This is a genomic window from Nitratireductor sp. GISD-1A_MAKvit (assembly GCF_040819555.1).
Taxonomy (GTDB): Bacteria; Pseudomonadota; Alphaproteobacteria; order Rhizobiales; family Rhizobiaceae; genus Nitratireductor.
This window is the reverse complement of sequence record NZ_CP161920.1, coordinates 2,955,451-2,970,431: the sequence shown is the minus strand read 5'-3', so window position 1 is coordinate 2,970,431 and position 14,981 is coordinate 2,955,451. Positions and strand designations below refer to the sequence as shown.

At 59.2% G+C, this 14,981-nt stretch carries 18 protein-coding genes and 1 pseudogene; 11 read left to right on the top strand and 8 right to left on the bottom strand.

Annotation, left to right across the window (positions count from 1 at the left end; genetic code table 11):
- From AB2N04_RS15645 to AB2N04_RS15625, 5 genes and pseudogenes are all read left to right on the top strand, one after another.
- A complete protein-coding gene (locus AB2N04_RS15645) occupies nt 1–1,560 on the top strand; it encodes a Na+/H+ antiporter subunit D (protein ID WP_367715407.1) in 1,560 nt (519 codons plus the stop codon).
- Entirely contained in the window at nt 1,557–2,030 is a 474-nt protein-coding gene (locus AB2N04_RS15640) for a Na+/H+ antiporter subunit E (RefSeq protein WP_367715406.1), read from the top strand. Before AB2N04_RS15645 ends, AB2N04_RS15640 begins: the two co-directional genes overlap by 4 nt.
- Nucleotides 2,027–2,362 (top strand): cation:proton antiporter, encoded by a 336-nt coding sequence (locus AB2N04_RS15635; RefSeq protein ID WP_367715405.1) that lies wholly within the window; start codon nt 2,027–2,029, stop codon nt 2,360–2,362. The genes AB2N04_RS15640 and AB2N04_RS15635 overlap by 4 nt, the downstream gene beginning before the upstream one ends.
- Nucleotides 2,362–2,737, top strand: a pseudogene (gene mnhG, locus AB2N04_RS15630) (monovalent cation/H(+) antiporter subunit G). Before AB2N04_RS15635 ends, mnhG begins: the two are co-directional and overlap by 1 nt.
- A 434-nt stretch (nt 2,738–3,171) precedes the next feature.
- Nucleotides 3,172–3,591: a MucR family transcriptional regulator gene (locus AB2N04_RS15625; protein WP_367718831.1), complete on the top strand. Its 420-nt coding sequence runs from the start codon at nt 3,172–3,174 to the stop codon at nt 3,589–3,591.
- A gap of 96 nt (nt 3,592–3,687) precedes the next feature.
- Here the strand turns inward: AB2N04_RS15625 and AB2N04_RS15620 are convergent, their stop codons facing one another.
- Nucleotides 3,688–4,044, bottom strand: a complete 357-nt coding sequence (locus AB2N04_RS15620; RefSeq protein WP_367715403.1) for a cytoplasmic protein — start codon at nt 4,042–4,044, stop codon at nt 3,688–3,690.
- 272 nt (nt 4,045–4,316) lie between these two features.
- Between AB2N04_RS15620 and AB2N04_RS15615 the strand changes: the two genes are divergently transcribed.
- Together AB2N04_RS15615 and AB2N04_RS15610 are read left to right on the top strand one after the other, a co-directional pair.
- Entirely contained in the window at nt 4,317–4,679 is a 363-nt protein-coding gene (locus AB2N04_RS15615) for a helix-turn-helix domain-containing protein (RefSeq protein WP_367715402.1), read from the top strand.
- A 1-nt stretch (nt 4,680) separates the two neighbouring features.
- Nucleotides 4,681–5,505 (top strand): DUF6456 domain-containing protein, encoded by an 825-nt coding sequence (locus tag AB2N04_RS15610; RefSeq protein ID WP_367715400.1) that lies wholly within the window; start codon nt 4,681–4,683, stop codon nt 5,503–5,505.
- Between the two features lie 90 nt (nt 5,506–5,595).
- On the opposite strand, the gene AB2N04_RS15605 is transcribed toward AB2N04_RS15610, so the two are convergent.
- From AB2N04_RS15605 to AB2N04_RS15595, 3 genes are all read right to left on the bottom strand, one after another.
- Nucleotides 5,596–6,024 (bottom strand): SufE family protein, encoded by a 429-nt coding sequence (locus AB2N04_RS15605; RefSeq protein ID WP_367718830.1) that lies wholly within the window; start codon nt 6,022–6,024, stop codon nt 5,596–5,598.
- Nucleotides 6,025–6,069: 45 nt separating this feature from the next.
- Nucleotides 6,070–6,450 (bottom strand): DUF5330 domain-containing protein, encoded by a 381-nt coding sequence (locus AB2N04_RS15600; RefSeq protein WP_367715399.1) that lies wholly within the window; start codon nt 6,448–6,450, stop codon nt 6,070–6,072.
- A 459-nt stretch (nt 6,451–6,909) separates the two neighbouring features.
- Nucleotides 6,910–7,257 (bottom strand): hypothetical protein, encoded by a 348-nt coding sequence (locus tag AB2N04_RS15595; protein WP_367715397.1) that lies wholly within the window; start codon nt 7,255–7,257, stop codon nt 6,910–6,912.
- Here AB2N04_RS15595 and AB2N04_RS15590 point away from each other — a divergent pair.
- From AB2N04_RS15590 to AB2N04_RS15580, 3 genes are all read left to right on the top strand, one after another.
- Nucleotides 7,250–8,683 (top strand): PAS domain-containing sensor histidine kinase, encoded by a 1,434-nt coding sequence (locus tag AB2N04_RS15590; protein ID WP_367715396.1) that lies wholly within the window; start codon nt 7,250–7,252, stop codon nt 8,681–8,683. The genes AB2N04_RS15595 and AB2N04_RS15590 overlap by 8 nt on opposite strands.
- Nucleotides 8,658–9,587 carry a peptidoglycan-binding protein gene (locus tag AB2N04_RS15585; protein WP_367715394.1) on the top strand — a complete coding sequence of 310 codons (930 nt, stop codon included), beginning with the start codon at nt 8,658–8,660 and terminating at the stop codon, nt 9,585–9,587. Before AB2N04_RS15590 ends, AB2N04_RS15585 begins: the two co-directional genes overlap by 26 nt.
- 190 nt (nt 9,588–9,777) lie before the next feature.
- Nucleotides 9,778–10,125, top strand: a complete 348-nt coding sequence (locus tag AB2N04_RS15580; RefSeq protein WP_367715392.1) for a DUF1491 family protein — start codon at nt 9,778–9,780, stop codon at nt 10,123–10,125.
- Nucleotides 10,126–10,362: 237 nt separating this feature from the next.
- Here AB2N04_RS15580 and AB2N04_RS15575 read toward each other — a convergent pair whose 3' ends face one another.
- The gene (locus AB2N04_RS15575) at nt 10,363–11,010 is read right to left on the bottom strand and encodes a hypothetical protein (RefSeq protein ID WP_367715390.1); all 648 of its coding nucleotides are present in this window, start codon (nt 11,008–11,010) and stop codon (nt 10,363–10,365) included.
- A gap of 235 nt (nt 11,011–11,245) precedes the next feature.
- Between AB2N04_RS15575 and AB2N04_RS15570 the strand changes: the two genes are divergently transcribed.
- Complete coding sequence (locus tag AB2N04_RS15570; protein ID WP_367715388.1) at nt 11,246–11,434, top strand: hypothetical protein; 189 nt, start codon at nt 11,246–11,248, stop codon at nt 11,432–11,434.
- Nucleotides 11,435–11,452: 18 nt separating this feature from the next.
- On the opposite strand, the gene AB2N04_RS15565 is transcribed toward AB2N04_RS15570, so the two are convergent.
- The 3 genes from AB2N04_RS15565 to AB2N04_RS15555 all read right to left on the bottom strand — a co-directional run bounded on the left by AB2N04_RS15565 (nt 11,453) and on the right by AB2N04_RS15555 (nt 14,804).
- Complete coding sequence (locus AB2N04_RS15565) at nt 11,453–11,995, bottom strand: DUF1254 domain-containing protein (RefSeq protein ID WP_367715386.1); 543 nt, start codon at nt 11,993–11,995, stop codon at nt 11,453–11,455.
- On the bottom strand, nt 11,988–12,572 hold the full coding sequence (locus AB2N04_RS15560) for a DUF1214 domain-containing protein (protein WP_367715384.1): 585 nt from the start codon (nt 12,570–12,572) through the stop codon (nt 11,988–11,990). The genes AB2N04_RS15565 and AB2N04_RS15560 overlap by 8 nt, the downstream gene beginning before the upstream one ends.
- Nucleotides 12,573–12,656: 84 nt before the next feature.
- Complete coding sequence (locus tag AB2N04_RS15555; RefSeq protein ID WP_367715382.1) at nt 12,657–14,804, bottom strand: transglycosylase domain-containing protein; 2,148 nt, start codon at nt 14,802–14,804, stop codon at nt 12,657–12,659.
- Between the last annotated feature and the right edge of the window lie 177 nt (nt 14,805–14,981).

Genomic DNA, 14,981 nt, shown 5'->3' with positions numbered 1-14,981 from the left:
ATGGCAGCTGATTCGATTGATCTATCCCAGGCAATGCTGATCGAGCCGACGGTGCTGGGCGACTGGACGCTTGTGGCACCGGTCGGCGTGCCGATCCTCTTCGGCGCCATCCTTCTGATGGTGCGGCACGAAACGCGCCTGCACGCGGGCATTGCGATTGCAGGTCTGCTGCTGACGCTGGCCGCCAATGCGATCCTGCTGTTTCAGGTGCTGGCTGACGGCCCGCAGGTGATGACCATGGGGCGCTGGCTGCCACCATTCGGCATTTCTTTTGTTGCCGATGCGCTGGGGGCCTCGCTTGCCCTGGTGGCGACGCTGGTGGCGGCGGTGTGTGCGCTCTACTCCATGAAGGATATCGGCGCCACGGGACGGCGCTATGGCTTTTACCCGTTTGTTCTCCTGCTGATGGCGGGTGTTGGCGGCTCCTTTCTGACCGGCGATATTTTCAACCTTTATGTCTGGTTCGAGGTGTTTCTCATCTCCTCATTCGGTCTCCTGATTCTCGGGTCGACCGACCGGCAGCTCGATGGCGCCACCAAATACGCCATCCTGAATCTGGTGGGGACAACGCTGTTCCTGACCGCAACGGCGTATCTGTATGGAACGTTCGGCACGCTGAACATGGCAGACATCGCCCGCCGGGCGGACGCCGTGCGCGAAACGGGACCACTGATGACGCTTGCCGTCCTTTATCTGCTCGCCTTTGGCATGAAGGCAGCTGCATTTCCCGTGAATTTCTGGCTTCCTGCCTCCTACCATACGCCGCGCATCGTGACGGCAGCCCTGTTTGGCGGAGTCCTCACCAAGGTGGGCGTCTATGCGCTGCTGCGTGTGCTGGTCATGCTGTTTCCGGTGGAACGGGCTGAACTTTCCAGCGTGATTGCCTGGGTTGCTGCCGGGACCATGGTGCTGGGGATCATGGGTGCGATCGCCCAGTCCGACATTCGCCGCCTGCTCGGCTTTGTCGTGATTTCTGGTGTTGGCGTTATGCTGGCGGGTCTCGCCATAGGCACGCAATCCGGTCTTGCCGGCAGCGTGCTTTATGCATTTCACTCCGTGCTTGCCATGACCGCGCTTTACCTTCTGGCTGGCATGATGAAGGAACTCGGAGGCAGTTATTCGCTGCATCGCCTGGGCGGCCTTTATCGATCCCATCCCGCCATGGGCGCCTTCGCGCTGGTTTTGATGATTGCGGTGGCGGGGTTGCCGCCGGCTTCGGGTCTGTGGCCGAAGGTCATGCTTGTGAAGGCCTCGCTGGAGGCCGAATGGCCATGGCTTGCCCTTGCCATTCTGGCGACCGGCCTGTTGACCACAATTGCGTTGGGACGGGTATACATCCTGTCGATCTGGCGTGACCGTGTGGAGGCTCTGCCCACCGGCGGTGTTGCGGTGGCAAAGCCGGGACACGGTTATCTGTCTCTGACACTCCTTTGCGCTCCGATCATTCTTTTGGGCGTCTATCCCGAACCCTTCATTCGCATCGCTGAAACTGCAGCTGCGGGACTTCTGGATTCAGGCCTCTATATTGGAGCGGTGTTCCCCGTGGAGGCGGCCCAATGAGACTGTCGCTGATCAACATTCTTCTGGCATTGATCTGGACGGCCGTGAGCGGGTCGTTTTCCCTGCCAAACTTCGTGTTCGGTTTTCTGTTGGGCACGGCAACGCTGTATCTCATTCGTGAACAGGTGGGATCGCTTGGCTATTTCGAACGCAGTGTTCGGGTGGTTTCGCTGGCCTGGCTGTTTCTATATGAGCTCGTTCTGTCCGCCTGGCGCGTGGCGCTTCTTGTGCTTTCGCCCAAAATGGCCCTGAAGCCGGGGATTTTTGCCTATCCGTTGAAGGTGGACCGGGATTTCGAGATCACGCTTCTGGCCAATTTGATCACGCTGACGCCTGGCACGCTTTCGGTGGACGTGTCTGAAGACCGCCGATTTCTTTACGTTCATGCGATCGATTGCTCCGATCCCGATGCATTGCGCCGCGATATCGCTGAAGGTTTTGAGACAAAGATCATGGAGGCGTTTCGATGAGCGGAAGCGAAGAGTTTCTAAATTTTGCCGAGTTTGTCGCACTCGCCCTACTGAGCCTGTCGTTTCTTTTGACCTCGCTGCGGGTTCTGGTCGGGCCCAGCCTTCCCGACCGGGTTCTGGCGCTCGACATGCTGGTGACGATTGCAATCGGTTTTATCGCCGTGATCGGCATACGCACCGGTTTCACGCTCTATCTCGATATCGCCATTGCCTTGGGGCTGGTCGGGTTTCTGGCGACGGTCGCGTTCGCGCGCTTTGTGCTCAGTCGCCGTTATGAGCAGGAGTTCGTCAAGCAGGATACGCTTGGCATCTATGGAGACAGGGATCAGTGATGGCTGACGTTTACAATGTGCTGACCGGTGCGCTGATGGTCGTCGGGGCGGCCCTTCACGCTTGTCGCGGCCATTGGCATCCTGCGCCTGCCGGATCTCTATACCAGAATGCACGCGGCTTCGAAGGCAGGTACGCTCGGCTCCGGACTGTTGCTTATTGCGCTTGCAATTTTCGCTCAGGACCAGGCGATCGTAACGCGCGCCCTCGCAGCTGTGGGGTTCTTTCTGTTGACGGCGCCGATTTCGGCGCACCTTCTGGCCAAGGCGGCCTATGCGGCCGGATATCGGCTCTGGGGCAATTCGGTGCACGATGACATGGCCGGTTCCGGCAAGTCAGCGGAAATAAGCCCGGATGGCACCGGCGAAAGCAAATAACCAAGTACTTATCCGGTTATTCTGCAGGGCAGGTCTTGTGGTGGATAGTAGACCGCCAGGCTGCAAGTTTTTTTGCCAAATTCCGAAATTTTCCACCTTCCATTACCGTCTGCCAATGCTTTCCGGTTTTGAAAAATCGGCAATTGGTAAGGCTTGCTTAGATTAAGGCGAGTTTATCAGGTCCGATTTCGGATTTTTGGAATTATCGAAAGATTTTTGAGATGTAATAAACTCTGATCTGTCATGTTTTCATTAGTATTAAGTCCCGAATATGAGTTGACTTGAATGAAAAAAATAATGATAAGATCGTCTGCCTGTCAGGGAGCCGTAAAAGAAATTCTGAAGAACAAAAAGAAAAAAGAACCCTGAAGAGGCCTCATCAATGGCGGCATGAGGTCTGCAATTTTAATCTGACGTTGGGGCAAGGTAACGAGATGAACGAAGATTCGGTCAAAAACGACAACATGCTTATTGAGCTGACCGCAGACGTTGTTGCGGCGTATGTCAGCAACAACCCGGTTCCTGCATCCGAGCTTTCCAATCTGATCTCGGACGTTCATTCGGCTCTGGGGCGTGTCAGCGGTTCACCGGAGACGCCACCTGCTGAAAAGCAGAAGCCGGCGGTTAATCCCAAGCGTTCCGTCCATGAAGATTACATTATCTGCCTGGAAGACGGGAAGAAGTTCAAATCGCTGAAGCGGCATCTGATGACGCATTACGGCATGACACCAGAGCAATATCGTGAGAAGTGGGGCCTCGATGCCAACTATCCGATGGTTGCGCCAAGCTATGCGATTGCGCGTTCGAAACTCGCCAAGCAGATGGGTTTAGGACGCAAGCGCAAGGAAACCTGATCGTGTGACGATCGCGGATTTGCGGTTCGAATTGCCAGAAGGGCGGCGCCTCAGCGTCGCCCTTCGTTTGTATGGGCCCTGGTCTTTTGCCTGGCATCAGTATCGCATTCCTTCTCTGGCAGCGGGGGTGCGCCTGAAACGACGGGGGCGCGGCTTTGGGGAGCGCGCCGTGGCTCCGGCCTCGGTGCCGTTGAGCTGCCGCAGGGCCTGTGCGAGCGCGATATGCCGATTCAGGTCATAGCTCCAGTGGCGGCGAATGCCTTTGAGGCGTTCTCTTTCAAGCAGGCGTTTCAACCGCGTCACTATGGCGTTGCGGTCCGCGCCAGAGCTTTTTCGTGCGGCCTCCATGTCCACGCCGCCGATCAGAAAGAGCGCGGCCATTTTCCGGGCATCGTCCGAGCGCTGCTGCTTGGCTTCGAGAAATGCCAGGGCTTCAGTTTTTACCGATGTCATGATTCACCTTTGTCGTCGCGAACAACGACTATGCGGTGTTGTGGAGGGGTGGGGATAAACCAGCGCTGAAAAGAAGCGACTTCCTTTTGGTGTTCAATCAAATCAAGATGTTAGGGAATTTCAGGGAAATATATGTTTTCGATTTGTTCCCGGCGGGTGTCCGGTGAGGTATAAGAATTTATTCCTCTTTATGCGAAGGGATAAGTCTTGTGCATTCAAACGCTATCAAATCGTCGGAAGAAAGATTCGGTAAGAACAGATCGCCTGCGGCAGTGAGCGCGGGGGCGCTCAATCGCCGGCTGAGTCCGATCACCGAGGAGCGGGCAGGCGAGATATGTGAATGTGTCCTCGATATCGTGGCGGCGCTCTTCAATGTGAGTGGCCGTGAACTGCGCGAAACGGGACGCTCTTCCACAAGTGTTACCCGTGTGCGCCAGATCGGCATGTACGCGGCACATGTGGTTCTGGGACTGAACATGACAGAGGTGGGGCGGGGGTTTGGACGCGATCGGACCACCGTTCAGTATGCGTGCCACATTATCGAGGATATGCGGGACGACGAGGAATTCGACAGGGTCGTGCTGATGGCGGAACGCATCACGGCCGCAGCTTTCCGAAATATGGAGGTGCTTTGAGATGGCAGCGTTGAAAGCGGAGCTGCGTGTTGCGCGTGATCGCCGGCGTGCCTTGCGGTTTCTGCAAAAAGGACCGGCTTGGCGCCAGAACGGGGCAAGACCGAACACGGTTTTGCTGGACGGCGGTGAGCGAGGCACGATTTCAATCGAGCTTGACGTTTTGAAACAGCTCGAACGCGAAGACCTCGTGCGATGCAAGATCGACACGGTCGCCCTTAGCGGAGCTGGTTCGGCTTCGCTCCAGCGGCAGCAGTCGCGGCACGAACCCTTTCGCGAGCAGCACTGGAATGTCGAGAAGCGCGTTCTCGGGACGGGAAGGGAAAAGCAGATCGTTTCGGCGACATTGAGCGAATCGCCGCTTGCGCAGCTCGCGCGCCGGCGCATGCGCAATGGCACGGCGTTTCTGACCCAGGCGGAGTTCGATGCCGGAGAGAGACTGCGTGCGGACTACACGCATGGACAGATCATGCCGCGCCTGAGCGCCAGGTGGATGGAGGCGGTGTCTTCCGGCAAGCGAACGGGAGCGGCGGGAGAGGGGGTTGAGCTTTCGGATTCAGCGCTGGCGGCGCGTCAGCGTGTGGACGGAGCGCTGGAAGCTGTCGGCCCGGAGCTGGCCGGGATACTGGTCGATATATGCTGCTTCCTGAAAGGCTTCGAGCAGGTGGAAACGGAGCGGGGCTGGCCGGTGCGGTCTGCCAAGGTGGTTCTCAAGACGGCGCTAGGCGCGCTTGATCGCCATTACGCCCCGAAGAAAGGCAGGGCCGGGCGGGGCAGAAAATCCATCCTGCACTGGGGTGCGGACGGTTACCGGCCGAACATTATCTGACCAGCTGTGGAGAGGCGCGCAGGCGCGCGCTTCTCCCGGAGGCCCGGGCCTTGTGCAGCAACCCGATCCGCCGATGCACAGTGCATTGCATCAGGTTCCGGCGGGCGCGGCAGCCGAGGCTTCGCTCCTGATGCGCTGTACCATGGCGCGCAGGCCGTTTGCGCGCTGGGGAGACAGATGCTCGTCAAGGCCCAGTTGGCGCATGGCCTCCTCCGCGTCGGTTGCAAGCACCTCGCTGGCACGTTTTCCGGAGAAGAGCAGCATCATGATTGCCACCAGGCCCCGCACGATGTGTGCGTCGGAATCTCCCTGGAAGGTAAGGATCGGGTCGGCACCCTCGCCGCGGTCCGTGTGAAGCCAGACCTGGCTTGCGCAGCCCCGTACGCGGTGGGCCTCATCGCGTGCTGATTCGGGATAGGGCGGCAGTTCCCTGCCCAGGTCGATGATGTAGCGATAGCGTTCTTCCCAGTCGTCGAGAAACGCAAAATCGTCGTAGATGGTGTCGATCGTCGTGTTCATTTGGCCGGATATAGTGAGTGTCCGGGCGTTCGTCACGGAAAACCTTCAGTTTGCGGAAAGATCCGCTTCCGGTTCGCGACGGTTTTCCCGTGGTGGCACGCTTCCTGTGGTGAGGGGAGCGATGGCCTGACTGTCGGGCGCGTTCTCGGGCTGAGCTTCCGGTGTCTCGAGCATTTCATAGGCGATGCGTGCACTTTCACGGGCGCGTGCGCCGATGGTCTGGAGCGCAGCGCGTCCGGTGGCACAAACCTCCGGTTTGCGCTCACAGATCCCCACCAGGTCGGTGACGGCTTCACGAGCGGCCCCGAGCGCCTGCAGTGCCCCGACCTGTGACGTCTCCGCTCCTTCTTCGCCACCCGTTCCACCGATGGGGAGAAAAAGAAGAACAAGCGAAAGCCAGAATATCGAGCGAATGAGAAAACCCATGACGTCCAGTCCCGTTTGCGGCCCCGAAAGGACACTCCTGCATAACACTGCCATGACAGTGCGAAAGAGCTCTTGAGAATTATCCTAAAAATGGAGGCAAAGTTTTTAAAAGTTCGGAAATTTCGGCATTTGATGAAAACCTGATTCAATTGCCATCATGCGGGTTCAGGGTCTGTCATCTCTTTAGATGCCTGAATTTGTTGCAATTCAACGAAGAGCCGCTGTCCTGCGAGGATGAAATGTCCCGTTTTACAACAGGGCGTCTTGTTCAGCGACCGTTAACCATGCGCGCATTCAGATCGCTTTCGGCAGTGGGAATTGTCGCATTTTGCCCGTGGTTTTCGACGATTGGTGCGTGCGCTTATCCTTTCTTTAAAGGCTCGGTGCGAACCTCGGCAGGAACAAGAACCCGCCGAACGGACAGAGCAAGAGCGCGTCGAGTTGAGTTCACGAGTATCGTCATATCGAGAATGGCCAGCTGCCGTTTCCGCAGCATGCGAAAGGCTGCTTCATCCCCGCGTGGAGCGGGGCGTTGAACGGGCCCGTCAGTTGCGTCTGGCCGGCACGCTGTTTGCCGCGCCTTTCTTCTTCGCCGGTGCGATTGGGCTCTTGTTGGCTTCGAGCCTGGGTGGCGCGGAAATCATTGCGCTTTCCAGCGCGGGCTTCGCGATGAGCTGGCTTGCGGCGGCAGGCCTTCTGGCCAGCGGGCGAGGCGATGTGATTGAAGCGGTGGCCCTGACCCTGGCGAGTGCGGCCCTGTGCAGCGGTCATCGCGGTGGCAGGCGGGCTTGCCTCGCCGATGGCCATGCTTGCCGTCATTCCTGTCGCGGAAAGCTATTGGGTGGCGCGCGAGCGGCGTGCGGTCTGGCTGGGAGCTGGAGCGGCCGTGATATCGGTGCTTGCGGCGCACCTGGCGACTTCAACCGGCGTGCTTTCCGTGTCGACCCTTCCAATAGCGGCTCACTGGCTGGTGCCTGTTGCGTATTGCGTCACGCTCGCAGTGCGGCTTGCAGCCACAGACGCGCGTACAGTCGCCGAAACCGAAGCCGTATCCGAAGCCTCGGATATCGAATCCCGAATGAATGCGCTCATCATGCGTCTCAATCGCACCGGTGATGTGCAGACGGCTTCCCATCAGGCAGAAACCATCTTGAAGCTGCGCCCGGACATTCTCCTGGGCAACGGCTTTTTCGAGCGCATTCATGTAGGCGATCGCGTCGGCTATCTGTGTGCGGTGTCCGATACATATGAGGACGGGATGGGGCGTGAGGTCAGTGTTCGCCTGCGCATGCCTGCCCAAAACGGGGGAGCCCAGGCGCCCGGGTACCGGCGGTTCGGCATCGAACTTCTGCGGCGCGAAGAGGCGGGAGAGGTTGTGGCCATCCTGCGCGACGAAGCCGACAGGGCAGAGATAGAGCATGCGCTGGCCGAGGCCAGGGAGCACGCGCGTCAGGCACGGGTGGAGAGCAAACGCATGCTGGCGACCGTCAGTCATGAATTGCGCACGCCACTCAATGCGATTATCGGATTCTCCGACACGCTTCAGACCGAGATTTTCGGGCGCTTTTCGAACGACAAACAGCGCGAATATGTGCGCCTGATCCATGAAGCCGGTGGACATCTGCTCTCGATCGTGAATTCCACTCTGGAAATTTCAAGGCTGGAGGCGGGGACCTACACGCTGCATCCCGAGGCATTTCGGTTTGCCGAAGCGGTGGATGCGAGTGTTGCCTTCGCGATGGGCGACGCGTCCGCGCGGTCCATTGAGGTGGACACCGAAGTTTCGCAGGATGTTGGCGTCATTTACTGCGACCGGCGTGCGGTTCAGCAGATCCTGATCAACCTTGTGTCGAACGCGGTAAAGTTCTCGCATGCCAACGGAAAGGTTCGTGTGGCGGCCGAGCGCCGTGGCAATCGACTTGATTTCAGCGTTTCCGACACCGGTGTGGGGATTGCCGCCGATGACCTGGAACGCATAGGCGAACCCTTTGCACAGGTGCGGAATGACGAGACGCGGCATGTGGAAGGGACAGGCCTCGGCCTTGCCCTTGTCAAAGGACTTGTTTCGCTGCATGGCGGAGGCATGTCGATCGACAGCGCGCCGGGTGAAGGCACGCGGGTGAGCGTCTCGCTGCCTGTTGGCGTTGGTGCTGAAAAGGATATGACAGACCGGAATGGCAGAACGGTTGAGAGCGAAGAGTGGAGTGATGAAGAATACCGCAAGACGGCCTGAACCCGAGGTGACTTTCGCAACCCTGCTCCAGGCCGGTCTGGCTGGTGCGGGAATGGCGATCGTTCGCAATCCCGTGGCCGTCGGCGGAGCGACTGCCTTTGCGGTCGCCTTTTCCTTCGTCTCTGCAAATGCGCTTTGGTATCAGCCGCATTTCCATTCGAGCGCCCTGATCTCCACGCGTGCTCCGGTTTTTACGGAACCCACTCCGCAGCCGGCATTCCAGCGCCCCGCCCCGGTTGAAAGGACACCGGTTCAGGTAACACCGGATGACGACACGACGGGTGCAATTCCACCGCAGCGTCCCGACCCGGCAGCCCTTGGTGATCCGACGATTCGAAAGGTCCAGACAGTGCTGCAGGAGCTCGGGCTTTACCGGGGCGGCATCGATGGCCTGCAGGGACCAGCCACCCGCACGGCCATTGAAAACTATCGCCGCATCGTCGGTCTCAACCCGGGGGCAGCGGTGGATGAGGCGTTGCTGCGCCAACTGGGGCTTTCCAACGTGCCGGCAGAGCCCGAGAAGCCTTCGGTGCGCGAGGCGTTGCCGGAGCCGGGCGCTGCACCCACGCCGACGCCCCGGCCGGCCTATCAGGCGCGCAGTGAAGCGCCTCTGCCCGCCGCGCCCGTGCCTGGCCAGCAAGAAGTTCCGCTGCCGCGAGCGGAGGTTCGGGAGCCGATTGTCCAGAGTGCAGCGGTGAATGTGCCTGAAGCAGACCCGATGATCATGCGTGTTCAGGCGGGGCTGAAAGCCTTCGGCAATGACGGCATCAACGTCGATGGTGTGCTCGGCGAGAACACCCGGGCAGCTATCCGTGAGTTCCAGAGTCTGTTTGGACTTCCCGTCAGCGGTCAGCCCGACGCGCCATTTCTGGCGAAAATGCGGGAAGTCGGTCTGACCAACTAATGCGGATGCGGGAGCCACGGGCTTCTGGCATGCGGTTGCAGACGTTTGGAAGGGCATGTCCTTGAATCTGCGGGCGGAGCGATTTCCAGCGGCGGTTTCGCAGGCGATGCTGTCACACGGGCTGCTCCGGAAAAGTCTGCTGCGGGCCTGAAACGGCGGGGCGGTTTCAATTTTCGGAAAGGCAGCGAAGATGCGTCTGACAAGCGGTTTCTGGGTTTCTGCGCTTACGAAGCGGCTCTTTTCCGAAGGCAGTTTCGCAACCGTGGTGCAGAAGGGCGCCATGGAGGCCGGCAGCATTTTCATCCTGCTGCGGGACCGCCTTGGCCGTCAGGCGCTTTACGGTCCTGCCGCACAGGCCGTTTATGATGAGGCCCGGCCGGACGAGCGCCGGTTCAGCCTGATCATAGAAGACGACGAGGAAGCGATCGAGAAACGGCTCGATCGCGAGAGACGGTTCGATCCCGACTTCTGGCTCGTGGAGATCGAGGTTGCCGAGATTGAGCGTCCAGACCGCTATTTCGACATAGCTGCAGGCTGATTGTGGTTGTTCGGTGCCGCAATTGCGTTGCGCCATTGCTTGACCTTTTCAAGCGCCGAGCGCGGTGTGAGAGCGCCGTAGCGCTCCAGGAAAAATCCGATGGAAGCGGGTGATGTGAAGATCCCCGCAAAACGCGCTGAAACCAGCAGAAACGCTGAAGTTTCCGGAAGGTCGAGAGCTCTGAGGGCGACGATCAACTCTCCATAGGTGGGGAAATCCGTGATTTCCCGGGCCGTTTCAATGGGTATCGACAGCAGTTCGGAGAGGGGCCTGTTCGAACGCTTGCAGCTCGTTGGAGAGCGCTGCCGTGCGAAGCCTCGCATCGGCAATGTGTGCTGCCGGGAGATCTGGCTCGTCCAGTGATGAGGGCGCCTGGGTGTTTGCTGCGCGCATGATCAAACGCAGCCTGTCCCTGACGTTTTCTTCCACATCGCTGCCTTTGGCCGTGGAGCCATTCTCGGCTGGGCCTTCCTGAGCCGAAAGAACCCGTATCAACGATGCGATGGCCGGATTGAGGCCGGCACGACGGCCGATGACGCGGGCATGGGCGCTGCCATGCCGGGCGATCAGCCCGATCAGGTCCACATCGCTGAGCGCCGGAGAACGGATCAGAAGAGGGGCGGAAATCTCGGGCGCCTCATTTACCAGTTTCCGCAGAAGCGTCGGCGGGACGGCACTGCATTCCGACAGGATGGCAGCGGCGTAGCGCTTCGTTTCGACAGGTATGGACGCATAAAGGGGGAGCGCGAGGTCATCCAGCTGGGCGATTTCACGCCTGGTTGGGCGTGTCAGCGAGACAAACGCGGATACGGCCGCCCGAAACAGCCGATCGGGTCTCTGAGCCTGCCCGCCGGAAGCCAGTTGCCTGAATAGAGCGGAAGACACGCAGACCACAACCTCCAAAACGCCACTGGAACAAAAACAAGACGGGAGACCGGAATGCAGGTGCGCCGTCTGACAAGGAGCATTACAGCAATTCCCTTAGCAAGCTGTTAACCGGATTCTTTAGACTTTCGTTCACTCCTCGCCAAACCGTTGATAACGAAACGTTAACCATGAGCTGCGTTACTTATAACAGGAGGCGTTGCGTACCACTGCACGACGAAAAGGACGCGATGTCATGGCAACAATACTGAGCTTTGCAAAGGCCGCTGGAAAAGCGCCTTCAGGTTCCAAGAAAAAGCGTGCTTCCGGGGCCGCGATCATCATTTTTCCCGGTGTGCGCTACGAACGTCGACATGATTGCGATCCCGATGGAACCGACGGCAGCCAGCCGGACGGGGTTCGAAAGCGCTCGGGCAAGATCTGACCGAAGAGTGGTGCTTCCCTAATAGGCTTCGCAGCGCATTCTTGCGAAGAAGCGGTCAACGATCCCGCGCCAACTTTCGTCGGGTAGGAACGAGCGCACCACGATCATTCCTTCCTCAAGTTCCGTCTCGGCGATCAGGGATGTCTGGAGGGCCTCGGGCATGCCCTTGCGCAACTCCAGCAATTGAGCGGGAGTGACGATCAGTGCATCGAGCTTTCCATCGCTGGCACTCCGGTCGCTCACGTTGAATACATTGAAACCTTCACGATCGTAGATCGAGAACGACCAGAATGGGACCGTTTCGCTCGATGTGACCCGGGCCATTCCGTCGGCAAGATCGAAACGGCAGGCCGCCCGTTCGAAAAACGGATTGTCTTTCTCGCCGAGAACCCCCTCGGCGCTGCCTTGCCCCAGGCGAACCGTTGTGTAGAGGCCACCTTTGGAGGCGAGTTCCGACCATGCATCCCGCTCGGAATAAGCGGGAAGAAGGAAAACGATGGCGATGTGAACGGCAGCGGCCCCAAAAAGACCGAGGAACAAGAGACGCAGGGGCTTAATCATCGCAGCCGATCCGCTTGATCATGGGCATGATGGTTTCGCCGACCCTTGCGCCGGTCGATATGGGGGTGTCGACCAGTGTGAGGCTGAGATGCATCGGGCCTCTGCCCGTGGTCGCGATCCAGTTTTCGGGGTGGGATTGCGGCGAAACCGTAATCCTGAGGGGCTGCGCCGGTCGCCAGAGCAGGTTTTGCGAATGACGTGCGGATGAAAAGCGCGCAGGGGCCTTCAGAAAGCGCCTTGCCTCATCGGTGGCATGCAGGGTGAAGAACCGGGCCGGGGGGAGATCACCCTCGATCCGATAGCTGCACTCACGTCGCAGGGGGCGCCCCATACTGTCGGTGCCGGCCACGAGAACAATGCCTTCTGCCTGGCCGAGGCTGAGCCCTCCCGTTCTGGCACTTCGAGCGCGCGAATAGGGATCGGCCTCATGCGTTCCCAGTTTGGGGAAGGCCACCCATGGGCCGATTTCCACCGAACCGATGGTCCTGGTGGACTCCAGCGCCAGCCAGACGCTGCCGGCGCCGCCTCCAAGGGCGACAATCAGAACAAATGAAACGAGAAGGGCGGTTTTCAGCATGTGGAATTGAAGGGACGACCTTCACGTTGGACGACTTGGACATGTTTCATTGTATTCAACCGATGAAACAGACTGGCACGGACATCAAAGGGCCGACACTGTATTGCCGGGACTGGTGTTGCGAAGGCGGGGCGCGGCTTTCAACCGGGTGGCCAGTTCCTCCAGGAAACGCGATGTGCGCTCGGACAGTGCAAGCGGAATTTCATCGGCGACATTTTGGCTGTCGCTGCCATCTTCGCCGGTGAGCTGTGGTTCCTCGCTCTCGATGAGCATTGGACCTTCTATGCCATGAAGCGGTTTAATTTCCAGATTCTTGTGTGCGTGGGCCATGAGGCGTTGCCAGACCATCGCCGGGAGCGATCCGCCGGTCATGCGGCGGGTGGGATGAAAATCATCATTCCCGAGCCAGACCGACGCGACATAATTGCCGGTGTAGCCGACATACCAGCCGTCTCGATAGGACTGGGTGGTGCCAGTCTTTCCGGCGGAGCGTGTCATGGGCAGTGCTGCTCTTCGGCCGGTCCCCTGTTCGGGGACCATGACGAGCATCTGGTTCATGGAAGCGGCTGCCTTTTCGGAAAGGACACGCCTGGGTGGCGGTGCATCGCGATCATGATCATAGAAAAGGTCGCCTGAATGCGTCATCATCTGCGCGATCGAGAAACGGGTGCCGGCATAGCCACCATTCGCAAACACGGAATATCCGGTTGCCTGATCCAGCGCGGTCATTCCGGATGTTCCCAGAACCATGGTCTTGTGACCGTTGAGCGGAGAGGTAATGCCGAAGGACTTGACCATCGAGATCACGGGTTCGATGCCAAGGTGATCGCGCGCGAGCCGGACGGGAACGGTGTTGTATGACTTCATGAGCGCGTGAGAAAGCGTGACACGGCCGGCATAGCTTCGCCCATAATTGCGCGGTGACCAGCGGCCCCAGGAAATGGGGCCATCGGAGATGACTGAATCCGGCCTGAACCCGTTTTCCATGGCGACCGCATAGACATAGGGCTTGAAGGAGGAGCCGGTTTGCCGTCTGGCGCGGGTCGCGCGATTGAACTGGCTATGGCCATAGTCGCGTCCTCCAACCATGGCTCTTACAGCGCCGTCGGTGTCCATGAGGACAATCGCCCCTTCCGAAACATCATAATCCTTGCCGTATTGGCGCAGGTGAAACTCAAGACTTTCTTCTGCCGCTTTCTGAAGGCCTGGGTCGAGCGTGGTGCGTGCGACCAGCGAATGGGTGGCTCCCCGTGGAACGATGCGTTTCACCTCTTCGAACGCCCAGTCGAGGAAATAATCCGGCGTGTCAGCGCCTTCGCGGTCGATCGCCGTGGCGGGATGTAATCGGGCGGACAGTATCTGGCCCTCGCTCATGAACCCGGCCTGCACCATGTTGGTGAGCACCTCATTGGCGCGGGCTCGGGCGGCAGGGAGGTTGACGTGCGGTGCGTAGCGGGCCGGCGCCTTGAACAGGCCTGCGATCATCGCGGCCTCGGCAAGACTGAGATCCTTGACCCGTTTGTCGAAATAGAAATCGGCCGCCGCCGATATGCCGAACGTGCCGCCACCGAGATAGGAGCGATCCAGATAGTATTGCAGGATCTCGGTCTTGGACAGGTTCATCTCCAGCCAGATGGAAAGAAAGGCTTCCTTGACCTTGCGCTCCAGTGTCCGCTCATTGGACAGAAACAGGTTCTTGGCGAGCTGCTGGGTGAGGGTGGAACCACCCTGCACGACCGAATTGGCGCGCACATTTTCGGTCAGGGCACGCGCAAGGCCAAGAAAGTCGATCCCGAAATGATCGAAGAAACGGCGGTCTTCGGTGGCGAGAATGGCCTTGATGACATGGTCGGGTATCTCTTCAACCGGGACGGAATCGCGCTGGATGATCCCGCGCTGGCCGATCTCGTTTCCGAAACGATCGAGGAAGGTGACGGCATAGTCGTCCTGCGTGCGCCAGTCGCCTGCCGTCTCTTCGAAGGCCGGCATGGCAAGAGCGAGCATGACGATCGAGCCGGCGGCAGTGAGCGTGGCGGCTTCGCTGAATAACTCGACCACGGCGCGCCTGGCACCATAGACCCGGAAGCGGCGGGAGAAGACAGTGATGCTTTCCCATAACTCGGCGAGCTTGAAGCTCGCTTCATAAAGCGTGGAATCCAGCCAAGCGTCGAGCGCGAGCAGCCGTGTCGCCCGCGGCGCCTTGCTCTGCCGTTTTTCGCGCGGCTTTTTCACCCAGTCTCCCGTCCGGTCCCGAAGGACCAACCCATTCAAATCCCGTCCCGCAGGACCATTCCCGAAAGCGACCCCACACCGCGATCAGGGCATATAATGAATATCATAGCTTATTGTTTTGTGAGTTTGTTGGTTTTTCCGCCGCATCAGCAAGGGAAAACCGGCGGAATGGATAAC